Source organism: Streptococcus intermedius SK54 = ATCC 27335, assembly GCF_000413475.1.
GTDB lineage: Bacteria > Bacillota > Bacilli > Lactobacillales > Streptococcaceae > Streptococcus > Streptococcus intermedius.
The window spans coordinates 58545-76070 of record NZ_ATFK01000007.1; the positions used below are offsets into that span (position 1 = coordinate 58545).

Consider the following 17526-nt stretch of genomic DNA (forward strand, 5'->3'; position numbering starts at 1 on the left):
GCAATTTATCGTTTGTCGTTTCCTTTACGCATACTCTGCCTCTTCATCGAATTGACTATTGTAAAGATCAGCATAGAAGCCATTTTCTTCCATCAATTGATTGTGATTTCCTTGTTCAATGATATTACCATCACGCATGACCAAAATCAAATCAGCATTACGAATGGTCGACAAGCGGTGAGCAATGACGAAAGAAGTCCTTCCCTCCATCAACTTATCCATCGCTTTTTGGATCAATTCTTCTGTCCGCGTATCAACAGATGAAGTCGCTTCATCCAAGATAAGTAAGGGAGCATCCTTAAGAAGTGCACGCGCGATAGTTAGCAATTGCTTTTGCCCAACAGAAAGACTGACTGTGTCATCCAACACTGTATCGTATCCTTTTGGCAAAGTCTTGATAAAGTGATGAACCCCGACAGCTTTAGTCGCTGCCACAACCGCTTCATCAGAAATATTCTTCTGATTGTAAATCAAATTTTCTTTAATCGTTCCCTCAAATAACCAAGTGTCTTGAAGGACCATTGAGAAAGCATCATGCACTTCAGAACGTTTCATCTGCTTGGTATCAACACCATCAATAGTAATCCGCCCTTTTTCAATTTCATAAAATTTCATCAACAGATTGACAATCGTCGTTTTCCCAGCACCGGTCGGACCAACAATAGCAATCTTTTGGCCGGCTTTTGCCTTGGCAGAAAAATCATGAATAATTGTTCGATCCGGATTGTAGCCAAAGAATACATTATCAAAGGTAACATCACCCTTTAAAGTTGCGAGCTGTTGAGACTTGTGCTCATCGTTTTCCATTTCCAGCTCTGCTAAAAACTCAAATACACGCCCCATAGCAGCACTAGCTTGTTGAAGAGTGGTAATCCCTTGTGCAATTTGGGACAATGGTTGAGAAAAAGTCCGTACATATACCATAAAGGCAACAATCGTCCCCATCGTGACATCACCATTCAATGCCATGCTCGCTCCAACCAATACGACCATAACATAACCGAAGTTCCCTGTAAATATCATTAACGGCATCATAATCCCAGAAATAAATTGGGACTTCCACATACTGTTATAAAGCTTCGTATTAAGCATTTGAAAGGCTTTTTTTGATTCCTCAGTAGCATTGTAGCTGACAATGACATTGTGACCAGAATACATCTCTTCCACATATCCATTGACACTAGCAAGATTCTCTTGTTGTGCACGGAAAAACCGTTGTGATTTGCCCATAATCAACGCAACAAAGACAAAACCAATCAAAACCGATCCAATCGTTACAAAGGATAGAACCACGTTGTTATAAAACATCATAAAGAGAACAGCAATGAGAAGCAAACTTGATGAAATCACTGTTCCTAAACTTTGGTTCAGAGATTGTCCAACAGTATCCACGTCATTAGTGACTCGTGAAAGAGTGTCCCCTTGCGAATGACTATCAAAATACCGCAAGGGTAATTTATTAATTTTCTCCGCAATGGCTGTCCGTAAACGTTTTGAAAAATGCTGAACGACGGACGAAATAATAAAGGATTGCATATAATTTAATACAGCACCCACCACATATAAAACTGCTAAGAAAAGAGCAATATTAGAGATAGCCTTTAGATCAATCCGACTTCTCATTCCTTCTGTGATGAGATTGGTAATTTCTTTTAATTTGACCGGACCATAAACCGTGATAACACTAGATAGTATTACTCCCACAAACGCAACGAGCAAGGGAAACTGGAATCCTTTGATATAGGGTTTCACTTGGCTAAATAAAGATGATTTTTTATTTTCCATTTTCCAATTCCTCCTTTGATAATTGTGAGTAAGCAATTTCTTGATAAACTTCGTTGGTCTCTAGTAGCTCTTTGTGAGTCCCTTGCCCAACAACCTTCCCTTTATCCAACACCAAGATCTGATCAGCATCCATGATCGTTGAAATCCGCTGAGCTACAATCAATCTGGTTGTAGCTTTCACTTTTTTCGCCAATTCTTCTCGCAAAATACGGTCTGTTTTATAGTCCAGTGCTGAAAATGAATCGTCAAAAATCAGAATTTCAGGTTTCCTAGCAAGTGCACGCGCAATCGCCAACCGCTGTTTTTGACCACCAGAGAAATTGGTTCCGCTTTGTGCAACCTCTGAGTGTAGACCACCTTCTTTTTCTTCAACAAATGATTTCGCTTGTGCCAAGTCCAACGCAGACCACATTTTTTCATCATCCAATGGACTTTCATTGCTTTGTCCAAAGTCTAAATTACTCTTTATATCACCAGAAAAGAGAACAGCTTTTTGTGGAATGTAGCCAATTTTATTATGCAAATCTTCCAACTGATAATCTTTTACATTCACGCCATCTACTAAAATTCTTCCTTCTGTCACATCATAGAAACGAGGAATTAAACTAATTAGGGTTGATTTCCCAGAACCAGTTGATCCGATGAAAGCCACCGTTTCGCCCGCTTTAGCCGTAAAGCTAACATGTTCAATGACTGCCTCAGAGTTTTTAGTATAGCGGAAAGAAACATTGTCAAATACCACTTCACCTTTGATATCTTTAGCTGTTTTTGCTTGCATTGGAGATTCAATCGTTGAATGCAAATCAAGTACCTCATTAATCCGCCCCGCAGACACCAAGGTACGAGGAAGAACGATAAACAGAGCAGCCATGAGCATGAAGCCCATTACGACCTGCATAGCATAGGACATAAAGACAACCATGTCGCTAAAGATTGGCAAGCGTTCTGATAAAGCTGCATCTTGAATCAAGTAAGCACCAATCCAGTATATTGCCAAGGTCAAACCACTCGAAATCCCCATCATAATCGGATTTAAAATCGCCATGAGCCGATTAACAAAGAGATTCAACCGAGTCACTTCATCATTTGCCCCTGCAAATTTATCATCTTGATAGTCTTCAGCATTGTAAGCCCGAACAACACGAAGCCCTGTTAGACTTTCACGCGTAATACTATTTAACTTATCAGTCAATCGTTGAATAACAGATTGCTTTGGAAAAGCCAACGTCATCAAAACTGTCGTCATGATCATATTCACAATAACTGCGACAATAACTGCCCATAGCCAGTATTCTGATTTTCCAATGATTTTTGTAATCGCCCAAATCGCCATAATCGGCCCACGAGTCACGACTTGCAAGCCCATAGTAATCATAAGCTGAATTTGCGTAAGATCATTGGTTGTCCGCGTTAAAAGACTTGGAATAGAAAATCTCTTAATCTCAGCATCTGAATAATCCAGTACACGATTGAAAATATCTGAGCGCAAGCTCGTTGTAAAGCTAGCTGCCAATCTAGCCGCAATAAAACCAACGACCACAGCACTGAGAAAACTAGCAAATGACAATCCAATCATTTTCAAGCCCGGATTCCACAAATCAGAAATAACTGTTCCTCTCGTCTGTAGGAGTTCCGTAATTTTTGAAATATAGGTTGGAACCTCTAAGTCCAAGTAAACTGCCAAACAAGTAAATAAGATACTGATGATAATCATCCCTACTTCTTTAACAGTTAAACGTTTAAACAATTTAACCATTCGCTTCTCCTTTTTCTAATTTTTCAATATTCTGGTAAAATTTTCCCATTACCTGAAAAAAAGTCACCAAATCTTCTTCTGAAATGCCAGTCAATAAGCAGCGATCCATCTCATCAAAGAAATCCCGAATTTTATTCATGCGCTCTTTTGATTCTGATGTCAAACGAATAATCTTAGCGCGTTTATCTGCTTCACTCACTTCCAGATAAATCAAGCCATTTTTAACCATTCGCTTCATTAAATTACTAGCAACTGACTTGGTAATTCCCAACTCCTGCTCAATATCTTTAATAAAGGTCATCTTGCCACAATCTTCTCGGTGATTCACAAAATGCAATACTTGCCCTTGTGGACCCGCCATAAATTCAATCCCTCGCTCTTTAGCAATTTTTTGAATCATCAGATGCGTCTTTCGTCCAAATCGCTTGAATTCCAATAATGGTTTTTCCATTTTGACGTCCTTTCAATTAGTTCTCCAGAGAACCAATTAGTTTTCATGGGAACTATTTTACTACAATTCAAATGAATGTCAAGCAATAAGTTTCTATGAGAACTATTTTTATTAAAATAAAATAGCTGACCAAAAATTAAGCCAGCTATCCTTATTTTTTATATAAGACGTTTACTTTTCAGCTCTGTCATATTTTCCAGTATGAAGCTCTGTGATACTATCATGCCCTGGCAACTCTGGTAAACCTAAAGAATCCTCACGAGTAAAGGCTTCACGCAAACCAGATGTCCAGGCGGTTTGCTCTAGTTGTTCTGGACTAATTTGGTGTACAATTTCATTGCCACGACCTTCTTTTATCTTTTGCCCAAACAATGGATCAATCAATGTTCCGCGACCAACTGCAATCAAATCAGTCGGAGTCTGTGCAATCGCATCCTGCGCTTCTTCCTCGCTAAAGACACCACCAACAATAATTAGCTTAGTTTGATTATCTAGAATTGATTTAAAATGCTCAGCATAAGTCCGATCAGAGCCAACAGGTTTTGACGCATATCCTTCCCAGAGCGACAGATGAATGTAATCCAACTCATATTTGATGACTTCTCGAATCAAGGCTTGGGCTTCTCTGTAACTATAACCGACCTCATCTCCGTGAATTTCTTCAGGACTGATCCGATAGCCTACGATAAAATCTTTTGGTGCATATTCTTCTACTACTCGTTTCACTTCTTTTACGACCGCAAGAGGAAAAGCCATGCGTTTTTCTAAAGAACCGCCCCATTTATCCTCACGCACATTTGAGAAACTTGAAAAAAATTGCTGCAAGAGATAATGATTTGCGCCATGAATTTCCACTCCTGAAAAACCAGCTTCAATAGCACGCTTAGTGGCACGTCCAAAATCTTTAATAATTCCTTCAATCTCAGCATTCGTCATTTCACGAACTGGATAAGACAAAAATGAAAAATCAAGAGCACTGGGTGCCAAAACCTCCTCACCTTTAACAGCGCGACCAGAAGCTTCGCGACCACCATGATGAATCTGTAAAATAGCTTTGTTGCCATTTTTCTGCAAGGCTGCCGCAATCTTTTTAGCTCCCTCTAGATGCTCATCGGAGTAAATTCCTAATTGTTCAGGATAACCTGGTCTAGAGCAAGGCCCACCTGACTCACTCACATAATGGTATTCAGCAATCAATAATCCTGCAGCTTGCGAACGAGCATGATAATAACGCAAGGTATCATCAGACACAAAACCACCTTTCAAACCACTAAAGGTTAGCATTGGTGGCATAACCAAACGACTAGAGAGCTGAGCACCATGACGGAATTGAACCGTATCTATAAGACTTTTTGACATGATAAATCCTCCTTAAAATTTTAATTTTTGATTCCACTATTATTTTATTAAAGCCATTATCGCAGATAATCACTCATTTAGCTAAGCCTATTCCCTAGACTTCATTTCCAGAAAATCCACTTTTTGCATCACAAATAAACCATTCTCGACACTTTTTTAAACTATAAACATTGTTCATCAAGATTCATTCGACAAAACTTACAAAATTCGAGCATTTCTCCACTATTGGTCGATTTTCTCCGACATAGCATATATTACACGTTTTTCTATATCAAAATACCTTCCAAGTGATCCAATTCATGCTGACAAATTTGTGCTGGAAAATCTTTCAAAATCAGAGTTTGCTTTTGCCAATTTCGATCCAAATATTCAACCGTAATCTCCTTATAACGCGTCGCCAGGCAACTTCCCACAAGTGACAAACACGATTCTTCTACTTGGTAAGGTGATACTTTCTTTTTCAAAATAGGATTGAACATGATAACAGGCACCATACCATACATAAAAATAATCGCTCGTTTTTGCACCCCAATCATATTGGCCGCCATTCCGACACACCTATCTTGATTTGCATTTAAAGTATCTAATAAATCCTGACCAATTTTGATATCTTCTTCGGTCGCTAATTGCGCTTTCTGTTGTAAAAATAATCGATCTTTTACAATTGGTTTAATCATTTTCCTCCTCATTAAAAAAGAGCAAGTTCATTCAATATCCTTTTACTTGCTCTCAATTCACTTGATTATCCTTTGGCTTTTTCACTGACTTTTTTAGCTAAGACAAAATTTCCAAGTGTTGCTGAGCCATTTCCAGCAACAGCTGGTGTCACAATATAGTCGCGCACATCAGGTACTGGCAGATAACCGTTCAAAAGAACAGTGAATTTTTCACGAACGCGATCCAGCATATGCTGTTGCGCCATAACCCCTCCACCAAAGACAACAACATTGGGACGGAAAGTCACTGTTGCTTGAATAGCCGCTTGTGCAATATAATAAGCTTGAATATCCCAGACAGAGCTGTTTAGTTCTATATTTTCTCCTCGAATGCCAGTACGAGCCTCTAAGCTAGGCCCGGCAGCCAATCCCTCCAAACAACCATTATGGAATGGACAAACGCCATTAAATTCTTTCTCTACATCCATCGGGTGTTTCGCAACATAATAATGCCCCATCTCAGGATGACCCGTTCCACCAACAAATTCACCACGTTGAATAGCACCAGCACCAATACCTGTTCCAATCGTATAATAAACCAAATTTTCAATACGACCACCAGCATTGTTTCGTGCTACTATTTCACCGTACGCAGAGCTATTAACATCTGTCGTAAAGAAAATCGGTACATTCAATGCACGCCGCAAAGCACCGACAATATCAACATTTGCCCAGTGTGGCTTGGGTGTCGTTGTAATAAAACCATACGTTTTTGAATTTGGATCAATATCAATCGGTCCAAAAGAACCAATTGCCAATCCCGTCAAATTCTCAAAGCGTGAGAAAAATGCAATTGTTTTATCCAATGTTTCAATCGGTGTAGTCGTTGGAAATTGCGTTTTCTCAACCACTTCAAAATTGTCGCCACCAACTGCACAAACAAATTTTGTACCACCAGCCTCTAAGCTTCCATACAATTTTGTCATTTCAAAACCTCTTTATATTTTGTTTTATTCTCTCTTCATTATAGCATATATTCATGTCACTTCTGAGTACAAATTTCAGTTATTCTTCTCTTTTTCAAAGAAAAGCGAACAAACATTCATTTGCTCGCCTTATCTTACATTAAGCTTTCAACTCAATGACAGCCTCTCCCTTAGTTACCGCACCCTCTGCAACAGGAGTGACAGAAACATAATCAGCTGTATTTGTGACAATCACCATAGTTGTATCATCGAGACCAGCAGCTGCAATTTTAGTAGCATCAAAGGTTCCTAGAACATCACCTGCTTTGACCTTATCCCCTTGAGCAACCTGTTGATTAAATCCTTCACCATTCATTGAAACAGTATCAATACCAACGTGAATCAAGATTTCAGCACCATTTTCCGTTTTCAAACCATAAGCGTGACCAGTTGCAAATGCAATCGTTACTTCTGCATCAGCAGGAGCATATACAACCCCTTCACTAGGTTTTACTGCGATTCCTTGTCCCATAGCACCACTTGAGAACACTGGATCATTAACATCTTTCAAATCAACGATTGAACCAACGATTGGAGAAAGGATTGTTTCATCAGTAAGAACTGGCGCAGCAGCTTCATTTGCTTCGACTACTTCTTTAGCTTCAGTAACTTCTTCTGTATCTATAGCTGCTTCTGTTGCAAATACAGAAGCAGCTTTTGTTTTTCCATACATATAAGTCAGGGTAAAAGCAACTGCAAAACTAATCAATTCACAGATAACGTAAAAAGGAATGGACTTAGCATAAATTGAAAGAAAACCTAAGAATCCTGCCGACCCAAGCGAAACCGCCACTACTTGGAATAATCCTGCAACTCCAGCTGCGACTCCTGCACCAATTAGTGCGCAGAAGAATGGGAAACGATATTTCAAGTTAACACCAAAGAGAGCTGGCTCAGTAATTCCAAGAAGTGCAGATACTCCTGCAGATGAAGCAAGTCCCTTCGTCTTAGAATTTTTAGTCAATGCCCAAATCGCAAAAGTGGCAGCCCCTTGAGCTACGTTAGCCATTGAAGCAACAACAAAGATAAAGTCTCCATGCCCACTTCCATTTCTCCATGCTGACAGTAATTGGGTTTCGATTGCTGGGAAACTTTGATGCAATCCAGTCATAACAATAAGAGAATAAGTTCCTCCAAAAATGGTCATACCGATAAAACCTGTTGTATTGTACAACCAAACAATTGCATCTGTGATTCCGTTAGAAACAAACAACATTATTGGTCCTACAACTGTAAAGGTAAGAAATCCAGTAATCATTACTGAAAGCAGCGGAGTAAACGTAAAGTCAACCGCTGAAGGTAATTTCTTATGGAAAAATTTTTCTAAGTGAGACAAAATCCAAATGGCAGCCAACACTGGAATCACTTGGTACATGTAATTCGTTTGTGTTACATGATAACCCAAAATATTCCAAAACTTTTCTGCACCACCAAGACTTGGGGTAGTCATAATCATTCCAATTGCAGCACCCAGAAATTGATTTGCACCAAAACGTTTTGCTGCGGAAATTCCAACAAGTACAGGTAAGAACATGAATGGAGCTGCTGACATTAGTTGAATCATGTCAGAAATTCCCTTAATATTTGGATACTGTTCTATCAATGATTTAGCGCCAAACAAACCTCCAGATGTGAGGAAGTTATTCAATGCCATTAACAATCCCCCAGCAACAAGTGCTGGAATAATTGGAACAAAAATATCTGATAAAAGTTTAATCAATACCATCAATGGATTGAATTTTCGATCTTTTACAGCTATTTGTTTTAAATCATCGGTTGAAACTTCCTTCAATCCAGTTTCTTTAATAATTTCAGCATAAACAAAATTGACATCCCCAGGTCCAATAATGACTTGATATTGTCCATCTGTTTTAAAAGTCCCTTTAATATCCGCGCTATCATCAAGAGCGTTTTGATTAACCTTAGTATCGTCTTTTAATACAAGACGAAGACGTGTAGCACAGTGAGCAACTGCAACAAGGTTATCTTTTCCTACTGCTTCAATGACTTCGGAAGCTACTTTACTATAATCCATAGCAAAATCTCCTTATTGAAAATAATTAACTTTTATGAAAGCGATTTAATCGCTCCTACGACTATTATTTTAACATGATTTAAAAATATGTCAAGCGTTTTGCAGAAATTTTATTTTTTTTCTGCTAAAAAGTTGATTTTTCTAAAGAAAACGTTTACTATATAAGTAAGAAAACTATATTGGAGGATAAAAGATTGGCTTGGACAACCGAACAACACTACAAACGTTATGAAAACTGGACAACAGATGAAATCAATCAAATAAAAGAAAATATTGAAAAATCCCCTTGGCGTACTAGTTACCATGTAGAACCTCAGACAGGATTACTCAATGATCCAAACGGCTTCTCTTATTTTAATGGTAAATGGATTGTGTTCTATCAGAACTTCCCTTTTGGAGCAACCCACGGTCTAAAATGCTGGGTACAGCTCGAAAGTGATGATTTAGTCCATTTCACGGAAACTGGTGTACGAGTTCTACCAGATACGAAACTGGATAGCCACGGCGCCTACTCTGGCTCTGCTATGCAGTTTAATGACAAGCTTTTCCTTTTTTATACCGGAAATGTTCGCGATGAAAATTGGGTACGCCACCCATACCAAATTGGAGCATTGCTGAATAAAGAAGGGAAACTCGAGAAGATTGATAAAGTCTTGATTGAGCAACCAAAAGAAGCTACAGATCACTTTCGCGATCCACAGATTTTCAATTATAAAGGCCAGATTTATGCCATTGTTGGTGGCCAAACTCTGGATAAAAAAGGGTTTATCAAGCTTTATAAAGCAGTTGAAAACAACTATACAAACTGGGAAGAAGTCGGCGATTTAGACTTTGAAAATGACAATACAGCCTACATGATGGAATGCCCCAATCTTGTATTTATTGATGAAACACCTGTTTTGCTCTACTGCCCTCAAGGTTTATCAAAAGAAGTTACTCCTTACGACAATATTTTCCCAAACATGTATAAGATAGGTCAATCGTTTGACACAGCAAAGACAGCAATTGTCGATCCGAGTCCTCTGCAAAATTTAGATTATGGATTTGATTGCTATGCCACCCAAGCTTTCAATGCTCCAGATGGCCGTGTCTTAGCAGTCAGCTGGTTAGGTTTGCCGGACATCGCTTACCCATCTGATCGTTTTGATCATCAAGGAATTTTCTCGCTTGTCAAGGAATTAACACTAAAAAAAGGAAAACTCTATCAATATCCTGTCCAAGCAATCCAAAACCTGCGAAAAGAGAATAAAGTATTCACCAACCAAGCAAAAACAAAAAATAGCTATGAACTGGAATTAGAATTTGCAAGTGATTCACAAACTGAAATCGTCCTCTTTGCAGATCAAAAACAAAAAGGCCTCCGTATTCGCTTCGACATCAAACATGGTCAAGTAACAATTGACCGTAGTGAAGCTGGCGAACAATATGCTCTTGAATTTGGGACAGTTCGCCGCTGTATGATTGAAAACCAAACTACAACTGCCTCAATTTTCATTGATAAGTCAGTTTTTGAAATTTTTATTAACAAAGGAGAGAAAGTATTTTCAGGTCGTATTTTCCCACATAATGACCAAAACGGCATTTGTATCACTGAGGGAAATCCAACCGGAACTTACTATGAATTAGATTATGGTCGCAAAGTTAACTGATGTTGCAAAAATTGCCGGAGTTAGCCCAACAACTGTTTCCCGTGTGATTAACAAAAAAGGCTACCTCTCAGAAAAAACAATCACAAAAGTAACTGAAGCTATGCGAGAATTAGGCTACAAACCTAATAATCTCGCTCGCAGCTTACAAGGAAAATCCGCTAAATTAATTGGATTGATCTTTCCAAATATTAGTCATATATTTTATGCTGAACTCATTGATAAATTAGAACACGAGTTATTTAATAAAGGTTACAAAACAATTATCTGCAACAGCGAACACAATTCGAACAAAGAAAAAGAATATCTGGAGATGCTAGAAGCCAATCAAGTCGATGGCATTATCTCTGGCAGCCATAACTTAGGCATTTCGGATTATGACCGCGTAACAGCCCCTATTATCTCTTTTGACCGCAACTTGTCGCCTTCTATCCCTGTTGTATCTTCCGACAACTATGCTGGTGGAACCCTAGCCGCAGAAACATTGGTCAAATCTGGATCTAAAAAGATTATTATGATTACCGGAAATGATAATTCCAATTCACCAACAGGTCTCCGCCATGCAGGCTTTGCCTCTATCCTACCAACCGCTCCTATTATCAATGTATCTAGCGACTTCTCCCCCATTCGTAAAGAAATGGAAATCAAAAATATCTTAAAAAATAGAAAACCTGATGCTATTTTTGCGTCAGATGATTTAACTGCTATTTTAATCATGAAAGTCGCTCAAGAACTGGGGGTCAACATCCCAGAGGAACTAAAAGTTATTGGTTATGACGGAACTTATTTTGTGGAAAATTACTATCCACAGCTCGCCACTATTCAGCAACCATTAAAAGATATAGCTTGCTTACTGGTCGATTTATTGTTGCGAAAAATTGAAGGAGAAGAAATTCCAACAACTGGTTACTTCTTACCTGTTCATCTATCTTCAGGTAAAAGTATTTAATACTGTAAATAGTGAAAACCCACTTAAGCTTTCTTCATACTTAAGTGGGTTTAATCTTTATTCGTTTCCTATGGACTTCTATTAATTATTCTACAAGGAGAAACTCATCAATTGCCTGAGCGCAGCCATCATGATCATTATCAGCTACAATGACATCCGCCAATCCTTTAATACTCTCATTAGCATTTCCCATAGCAATACCCAAGCCTGCTTCACGAATCATACTTTCATCATTATCTGCGTCACCAACAGCAATGATCTGTTCCATAGGGAGTTGCAAATATTGAGCCAGGTGAGCTAAACCTTGCCCTTTTTCAACACCCCGCGCTGTTAGTTCAAGACCACTTACTTCTGATTTTATCATGGCAATATCCTCAGATAACAAAACCTCATACGATTGATCTCGCTCATTAGCTGTTAAGTGATAAATATTGATCTTACCAAAATTTTCTCTTTCCTTTGCTAACAAATCACAGATATTATCTACTAATACCGCTGTTTCATCATAAAGTTCAGTATAAATTTCCATATAGTAGTTCGCAATGTTCTCAAAATTAGAGCGCTGAAGATAGCCTTGTCCATTGATTACACCGACCACCATTAAATCGTGAGCTTCTGCCAACGCCTTCACTTTATCCACTACAACAGCAGGTAATGTTTGCTCCGCTAAAGTTTGCTTCATTTCCAAATCATAAATCAATGCACCACTAGCAAGAACGGCATAGCGAATCCCTTGCAAATCTTTTTTATAAAGACCTAGTTCTGACAGAGAGCGCCCTGTTGAAAGTGCAACTTGTTTTCCAGCTGCATGCGCTCTGTCAATAGCTGCAATACTACTTTTAGCAATCGTCTTTTGACTGGTCAAAAGCGTTCCATCCATGTCAAATGCAATCAATTGATACATAACATTTCTCCTTTTTCTACTAAATTCAGTATAGCATAAAATCTAATAGAAAAGGAGAAAAAAATAACAAATCACTTCAAAGTTCATTTGAAGTGATTTTAATCTATCAACAAAGTCGAGGGCAAATTATAATTCCTTATTATACTTTTCAACTTCTGCTTTATTAGCCCAGACAAAGTGCCCCGGACGAATTTCAACCATTTCTGGCTTATCTACTGAATAATCATGTTGATCAGCATCGTAGACTTTCAATACTTTCTTCCGTTCCAAAATCGGATCCGGAATTGGGACAGCTGACAATAAAGACTGAGTATAAGGATGGATTGGATTATTGAAGAGTTCTTCTGTTTCAGCAACTTCAACAATCACTCCCTTATAAATAACAGCAATCCGATCTGAGATAAAACGCACTACAGAAAGGTCATGAGCAATGAAAAGATAGGTCAAGCCCAGATCTTTTTGGAATTTCTTAAGAAGATTTAAAACTTGAGCACGAACAGACACGTCAAGTGCTGAAATTGGCTCATCGGCAATCACAAAGTCTGGTTCCATAACAAGCGCACGAGCAATCCCAATCCGCTGACGCTGACCACCCGAGAATTCATGCGGATAGCGAGTTAAATGCTCTGACAACAGCCCTACCTCATGAATAATATCTTTTACTTTTTTCTGACGTTCTTCTTCATCTTTAAACAGATGGAAATTATACAGACCTTCTGAAATAATGTAATCAACCGTCGCACGTTCATTCAAACTAGCAGCAGGATCTTGGAAAATCATCTGAATTTTGCGAATGATTTCTGATTCTTCTTCTTTTGATTTCTTACCATTGATTCTTTTTCCATCAAAGAAGATATCTCCCTTACTAGTATTATTCAAACCAATAATCGCGCGTCCGATTGTTGTTTTACCAGAACCGGACTCTCCTACAAGCGAAAACGTTTCTCCTTTATTGATAAAGAAATTAGCATTTTTAACAGCAACAAATTTCTTGCTTCCTTCTCCGAAGGAAATCTCCAAATCTTTAACTTCTACTAATTTTTCAGACATTTCCTTCCTCCTAAGCATTTAAATGGGCAAATCCCATTTTTGAGCTAATTTTTTCGTGTAAATCATCAATAACAGCAGGTTTATTCACTTTTGGAGCATTTTCATGAAGCAACCATGTTTTTGCCCAATGCGTATCTGATACATAGATTTGAGGCGGTTTTTCCTCAAAATCAATTTCCATTGCATAGTCTGAGCGGAGAGCAAACGCATCTCCTTGTAAATGTGAATAAAGAGACGGTGGCGTACCAGGAATAGAGTACAGCTCCCCTTTATCGTCTGCCAACTGTGGTAAGCTTGATAACAAACTCCAAGTATACGGATGACGTGGATCATAAAAGACCTCTTCTACTGTACCATACTCGACGATTTCTCCAGCATACATAACAGCAACCTTATCCGCAATACTTGCTACTACTCCAAGGTCGTGGGTGATAAAAATAGTGGTGAACTGATACTCTTGTTGCAATGATTTCAACAAATCAATAATTTGCGCTTGAATGGTAACATCCAGTGCTGTCGTAGGTTCATCACAGATTAGAATATCCGGACGACAAGCAAGCGCAATGGCAATAACAATCCGTTGACGCATTCCTCCTGAATATTGGAAAGGATACTCACTAAAACGCTTTTCAGCATCAGGAATACCGACCTTATTCATATAGTCAATAGCCATTTCCTTCGCTTCTTTTGCCGTTTTCTTTTGATGTTTTACAATAACTTCTGTAATCTGGCTACCAATCGTATTAATCGGATCTAAACTTGTCATTGGATCTTGGAAAATTGTCGCAATTTTAACACCACGAATAGGTTCCCAATCCTTATTAGATTTCAATGTTGTCAAATCTTGTCCACGATAGTTAATCGATCCTTGCGCTACTCGACCATTATCCTCTAACATTCCAGTAAAGGTTTTTGTCAAAACGGACTTACCAGAACCAGATTCTCCTACAAGCGCAAGAACTTCACCTTCGATGAGGTCAAGCGAAACGCCCCGAATAGCTGTTAAAACTTTGTCACGAACATCAAATTCCACGACAATATCGCGAGCAGTCAATATTACATTTTTTTCTTGTGTCATATTTACTCCTATCTATGTGTACGTGGATCACTAGCATCCGCTAAGTTTTGACCGACAACGAATAATGAAAGGGAAACCAAGATTAAAGTTGTCAATGGAATCCAGAAAAGATATGCATTTGTTGTAACGTTTTGTGAATAATCTGAAATCAAACGCCCTAAACTTGGCACCGTCACAGGAAGCCCCAAACCAAAGAAAGATAGAAAGGCTTCGTATGAAATGAAACTTGGTAGTAATTGTGAAGCAGTAGTCACAATGACAGAAACCAATTGTGGCATAATATTTTTCACAATAATTTTAAGCGGTGGCGTTCCCAAGGTACGACTGGCGAGGTTGTATTCTAAATCACGATAACGTAGAATTTGGATACGAATGTTGTAAGCAATCCCAATCCAACCAGTAATCGTCATGGCAAAAATCAAATTCCAGAAACCTGCACCGATTGAGTACGTCAAGACAATGACAATCAAAAGCGGTGGGATGTTAGAAATAATATTATAAATCTCAATCATCACACGATCGACAGTTTTTGAAATTCCCCAGATACCACCAATAACAATACCAATCACAAGGTTAATCACGGTTGCAATAACTGAAATAAGAATAGAGTTACGTGCTCCAAACCACACTCCGTCAAAGAGGGATTTCCCGTTACTATCTGTACCAAACCAATATTGAGCATTCGGTTTGATATAACGAGCACTAAAATCATTTACTTTACTTACATCATTAAAATCGAAATTTGAAAAAATCGGATAGATGAAACTCATCAAAACAATTGCAACAAGAATACCCAACATAGCAATTGTTGATTTTTTCCTTAAGAATTGACGCATAACAGATTTCCAGTAAGAATAAGCTGGTGCATCAATTATTTCAGAGGCAAAATCATCGCGTTTTACAAATGTGAACTTACTTTTATCAATTGTAGCCATTATTTACCTCCTTTTGATGTTAATTTAATACGTGGGTCAAGCATGGTCATCAGAATATCACCCAATAGAAGAGCAAAGATAGATAGACATGTAAAGATAAATACAAGACCAACGACCATAGAATTATTAGATGCTTTGACAGAGTCAATCAGCATTTTACCCATTCCAGGGAAAGCAAAAATTGTTTCAGTCAAGGTTGCACCTGTGATAACTCCAATAATAGCACCAGGTATGCTGGATACAAGTGGTACCATAGCGTTTTTAAAAATATGTTTATTTGAAATTTCTTGTTCAGAGAGACCTTTTGCTCGAGCAAAACGAACAAAGTCTTGTGATTGCAGGTCAATCATATAACGGCGAATCCAAACAGCAGTCCAAGGCGCACTCAACAGTCCAAGAATGACTGCTGGCAGCACATAAGAACGCCAATCTCCTGCACCTAAAATAGGGAAGGAGTCTGGCAATCCTATTGCTGAACCAATCAAGCGAATGATATAAACCAAAGCAATAGTTGGCAGCGACATTAAGAAAGTCAAAGCACCAGTTGAAATACTGTCAAACAATGTATTCTTAAAACGAGCCATATAAGAGCCTAACGGCACAGCGATTAAGTAAGACAATGCTAGACCAATCAAACCAACAATTGAAGAACTTACAAGCATTGATGGATACTGATAGTTGCTTTCTGTTGCTGTATAAGGATCGTCTTTCCCGTAATTAGCAACATCTCGCACATCAGCGTGTTTTGGAGACTTATAGGTACGCGTGTAAATATTAACAGACGATGTTTTCTTTCCTGTTGGAAATTGAACTTCTGAAGTCTGCGTTTGACCTTGCCCTTGTGAAATAACTTGTAGAACAGGGAGATTTGCATAGGTTGGATAAGATGTTCCCAAATTTAATCTTACAAAATTTTGATGGATAAATGGAAATTGACTGTTGAAATATAACAAGTATTTATGTTTCGTTCCAGAACCAACAACAGACCAACCAATAGCAGGATCATTTTCAATACGAAGATAACGCTTCAAGTTTGGATTAGAAGCATCTTTCACAGCCCCTGTATGATCAATTTGAATCAAATTACCATAGAAACCAAGAACGCGTTCATAAACCGGAACCTCTCGAGTTGCATAAAATTGCTTACTTTCTTTGAATTGCTGCAATTTCCAACCACGCCCCAACTTTTTGATGTAAGCTTCATAGATTTTTTTATTTGCATTAGTAGGTTCTACTGTTACAGAAGGATTCTCTTTACTAGCTTTTTCTTGTAATTCCTTCGTATCATAGTAGTCAATGTAACCCATACGCTCAAAAATTGTATTTTCATAATTAGTCTTTTTATCAGGAGTTGTAGCTATTTTATTATAGTTTGGATCCTGTTTAAAAATCAACTTTCTTGGCACCATAGTATAGATAATGGTGTAAGTCAATGTTGTTACCATGAAAATAGATACTAAAGAGCGTAAGATACGCATAAAAATATATTTCTTCATTTACCGTTTCCTTTAAAATCCCAAAAGAACTTTCTCCCCTGTTAGAGAAAGTTCTGATGAGAAGTTTATTTTACATGATCTGCTAATTCTTTGGTATTTACTGATTTAGCATGAGTCACATCAGATATTCTACTTCAATCACTATGATTAAGTTATTAAACCTAACCTGTCAGTCAAGACCGAAGGAAGAGCTAGAAAAATGTCACGCGTCACGACAAATATCTATTTTCGATTTTAGAATACCTTCAATTTTAAACTGATTGTTTAAAATTATACCACAATTCTAGTCAATTGTAAAATCAATTGTCAGAATAGAATGTGGTAAACTTTTGTAGAAAAAACAATATTTAAGTTAAAGGAGAGTTGATTTTTAGCAAATTTTTCAAAAAAAGACTGAACAA

The 17526-nt window shown here is 38.1% G+C and carries 14 protein-coding genes; 2 read left to right on the forward strand and 12 right to left on the reverse strand.

Annotated elements, in window-relative coordinates; genetic code table 11:
* Positions 1–24: 24 nt before the first annotated feature.
* From HMPREF1654_RS09280 to HMPREF1654_RS09310, 7 genes are all read right to left on the reverse strand, one after another.
* Complete coding sequence (locus HMPREF1654_RS09280) at positions 25–1785, reverse strand: ABC transporter ATP-binding protein (RefSeq protein ID WP_003076199.1); 1761 nt, start codon at positions 1783–1785, stop codon at positions 25–27.
* Positions 1775–3541 carry an ABC transporter ATP-binding protein gene (locus HMPREF1654_RS09285; RefSeq protein ID WP_003075874.1) on the reverse strand — a complete coding sequence of 589 codons (1767 nt, stop codon included), beginning with the start codon at positions 3539–3541 and terminating at the stop codon, positions 1775–1777. The genes HMPREF1654_RS09280 and HMPREF1654_RS09285 overlap by 11 nt, the downstream gene beginning before the upstream one ends.
* Positions 3534–3992 carry a MarR family winged helix-turn-helix transcriptional regulator gene (locus HMPREF1654_RS09290; protein WP_003074423.1) on the reverse strand — a complete coding sequence of 153 codons (459 nt, stop codon included), beginning with the start codon at positions 3990–3992 and terminating at the stop codon, positions 3534–3536. Before HMPREF1654_RS09290 ends, HMPREF1654_RS09285 begins: the two co-directional genes overlap by 8 nt.
* A 171-nt stretch (positions 3993–4163) precedes the next feature.
* Positions 4164–5351 (reverse strand): NADH-dependent flavin oxidoreductase, encoded by a 1188-nt coding sequence (locus HMPREF1654_RS09295; protein ID WP_003075855.1) that lies wholly within the window; start codon positions 5349–5351, stop codon positions 4164–4166.
* 266 nt (positions 5352–5617) lie between these two features.
* Positions 5618–6028: a peptide deformylase gene (locus HMPREF1654_RS09300; protein WP_003075948.1), complete on the reverse strand. Its 411-nt coding sequence runs from the start codon at positions 6026–6028 to the stop codon at positions 5618–5620.
* Between the two features lie 65 nt (positions 6029–6093).
* A complete protein-coding gene (gene scrK, locus HMPREF1654_RS09305) occupies positions 6094–6993 on the reverse strand; it encodes a fructokinase ScrK (RefSeq protein WP_003076084.1) in 900 nt (299 codons plus the stop codon).
* Positions 6994–7132: 139 nt separating this feature from the next.
* On the reverse strand, positions 7133–9067 hold the full coding sequence (locus tag HMPREF1654_RS09310) for a sucrose-specific PTS transporter subunit IIBC (RefSeq protein WP_003076089.1): 1935 nt from the start codon (positions 9065–9067) through the stop codon (positions 7133–7135).
* 194 nt (positions 9068–9261) lie between these two features.
* Here HMPREF1654_RS09310 and HMPREF1654_RS09315 point away from each other — a divergent pair, with 194 nt between their 5' ends.
* Together HMPREF1654_RS09315 and HMPREF1654_RS09320 are read left to right on the forward strand one after the other, a co-directional pair.
* The gene (locus tag HMPREF1654_RS09315) at positions 9262–10716 is read left to right on the forward strand and encodes a sucrose-6-phosphate hydrolase (protein ID WP_003076157.1); all 1455 of its coding nucleotides are present in this window, start codon (positions 9262–9264) and stop codon (positions 10714–10716) included.
* The gene (locus tag HMPREF1654_RS09320) at positions 10697–11662 is read left to right on the forward strand and encodes a LacI family DNA-binding transcriptional regulator (RefSeq protein ID WP_003075902.1); all 966 of its coding nucleotides are present in this window, start codon (positions 10697–10699) and stop codon (positions 11660–11662) included. The genes HMPREF1654_RS09315 and HMPREF1654_RS09320 overlap by 20 nt, the downstream gene beginning before the upstream one ends.
* An 85-nt stretch (positions 11663–11747) precedes the next feature.
* Here HMPREF1654_RS09320 and HMPREF1654_RS09325 read toward each other — a convergent pair whose 3' ends face one another.
* The 5 genes from HMPREF1654_RS09325 to HMPREF1654_RS09345 all read right to left on the reverse strand — a co-directional run bounded on the left by HMPREF1654_RS09325 (position 11748) and on the right by HMPREF1654_RS09345 (position 17125).
* The gene (locus HMPREF1654_RS09325) at positions 11748–12566 is read right to left on the reverse strand and encodes a Cof-type HAD-IIB family hydrolase (protein ID WP_003076013.1); all 819 of its coding nucleotides are present in this window, start codon (positions 12564–12566) and stop codon (positions 11748–11750) included.
* A gap of 126 nt (positions 12567–12692) precedes the next feature.
* Positions 12693–13616: an ATP-binding cassette domain-containing protein gene (locus tag HMPREF1654_RS09330; protein ID WP_003074407.1), complete on the reverse strand. Its 924-nt coding sequence runs from the start codon at positions 13614–13616 to the stop codon at positions 12693–12695.
* Positions 13617–13626: 10 nt separating this feature from the next.
* Positions 13627–14694 carry an ABC transporter ATP-binding protein gene (locus tag HMPREF1654_RS09335; protein WP_003074405.1) on the reverse strand — a complete coding sequence of 356 codons (1068 nt, stop codon included), beginning with the start codon at positions 14692–14694 and terminating at the stop codon, positions 13627–13629.
* Between the two features lie 8 nt (positions 14695–14702).
* A complete protein-coding gene (oppC, locus tag HMPREF1654_RS09340) occupies positions 14703–15629 on the reverse strand; it encodes an oligopeptide ABC transporter permease OppC (protein WP_003075765.1) in 927 nt (308 codons plus the stop codon).
* Positions 15629–17125: an ABC transporter permease gene (locus HMPREF1654_RS09345; protein ID WP_003074402.1), complete on the reverse strand. Its 1497-nt coding sequence runs from the start codon at positions 17123–17125 to the stop codon at positions 15629–15631. The genes oppC and HMPREF1654_RS09345 overlap by 1 nt, the downstream gene beginning before the upstream one ends.
* Between the last annotated feature and the right edge of the window lie 401 nt (positions 17126–17526).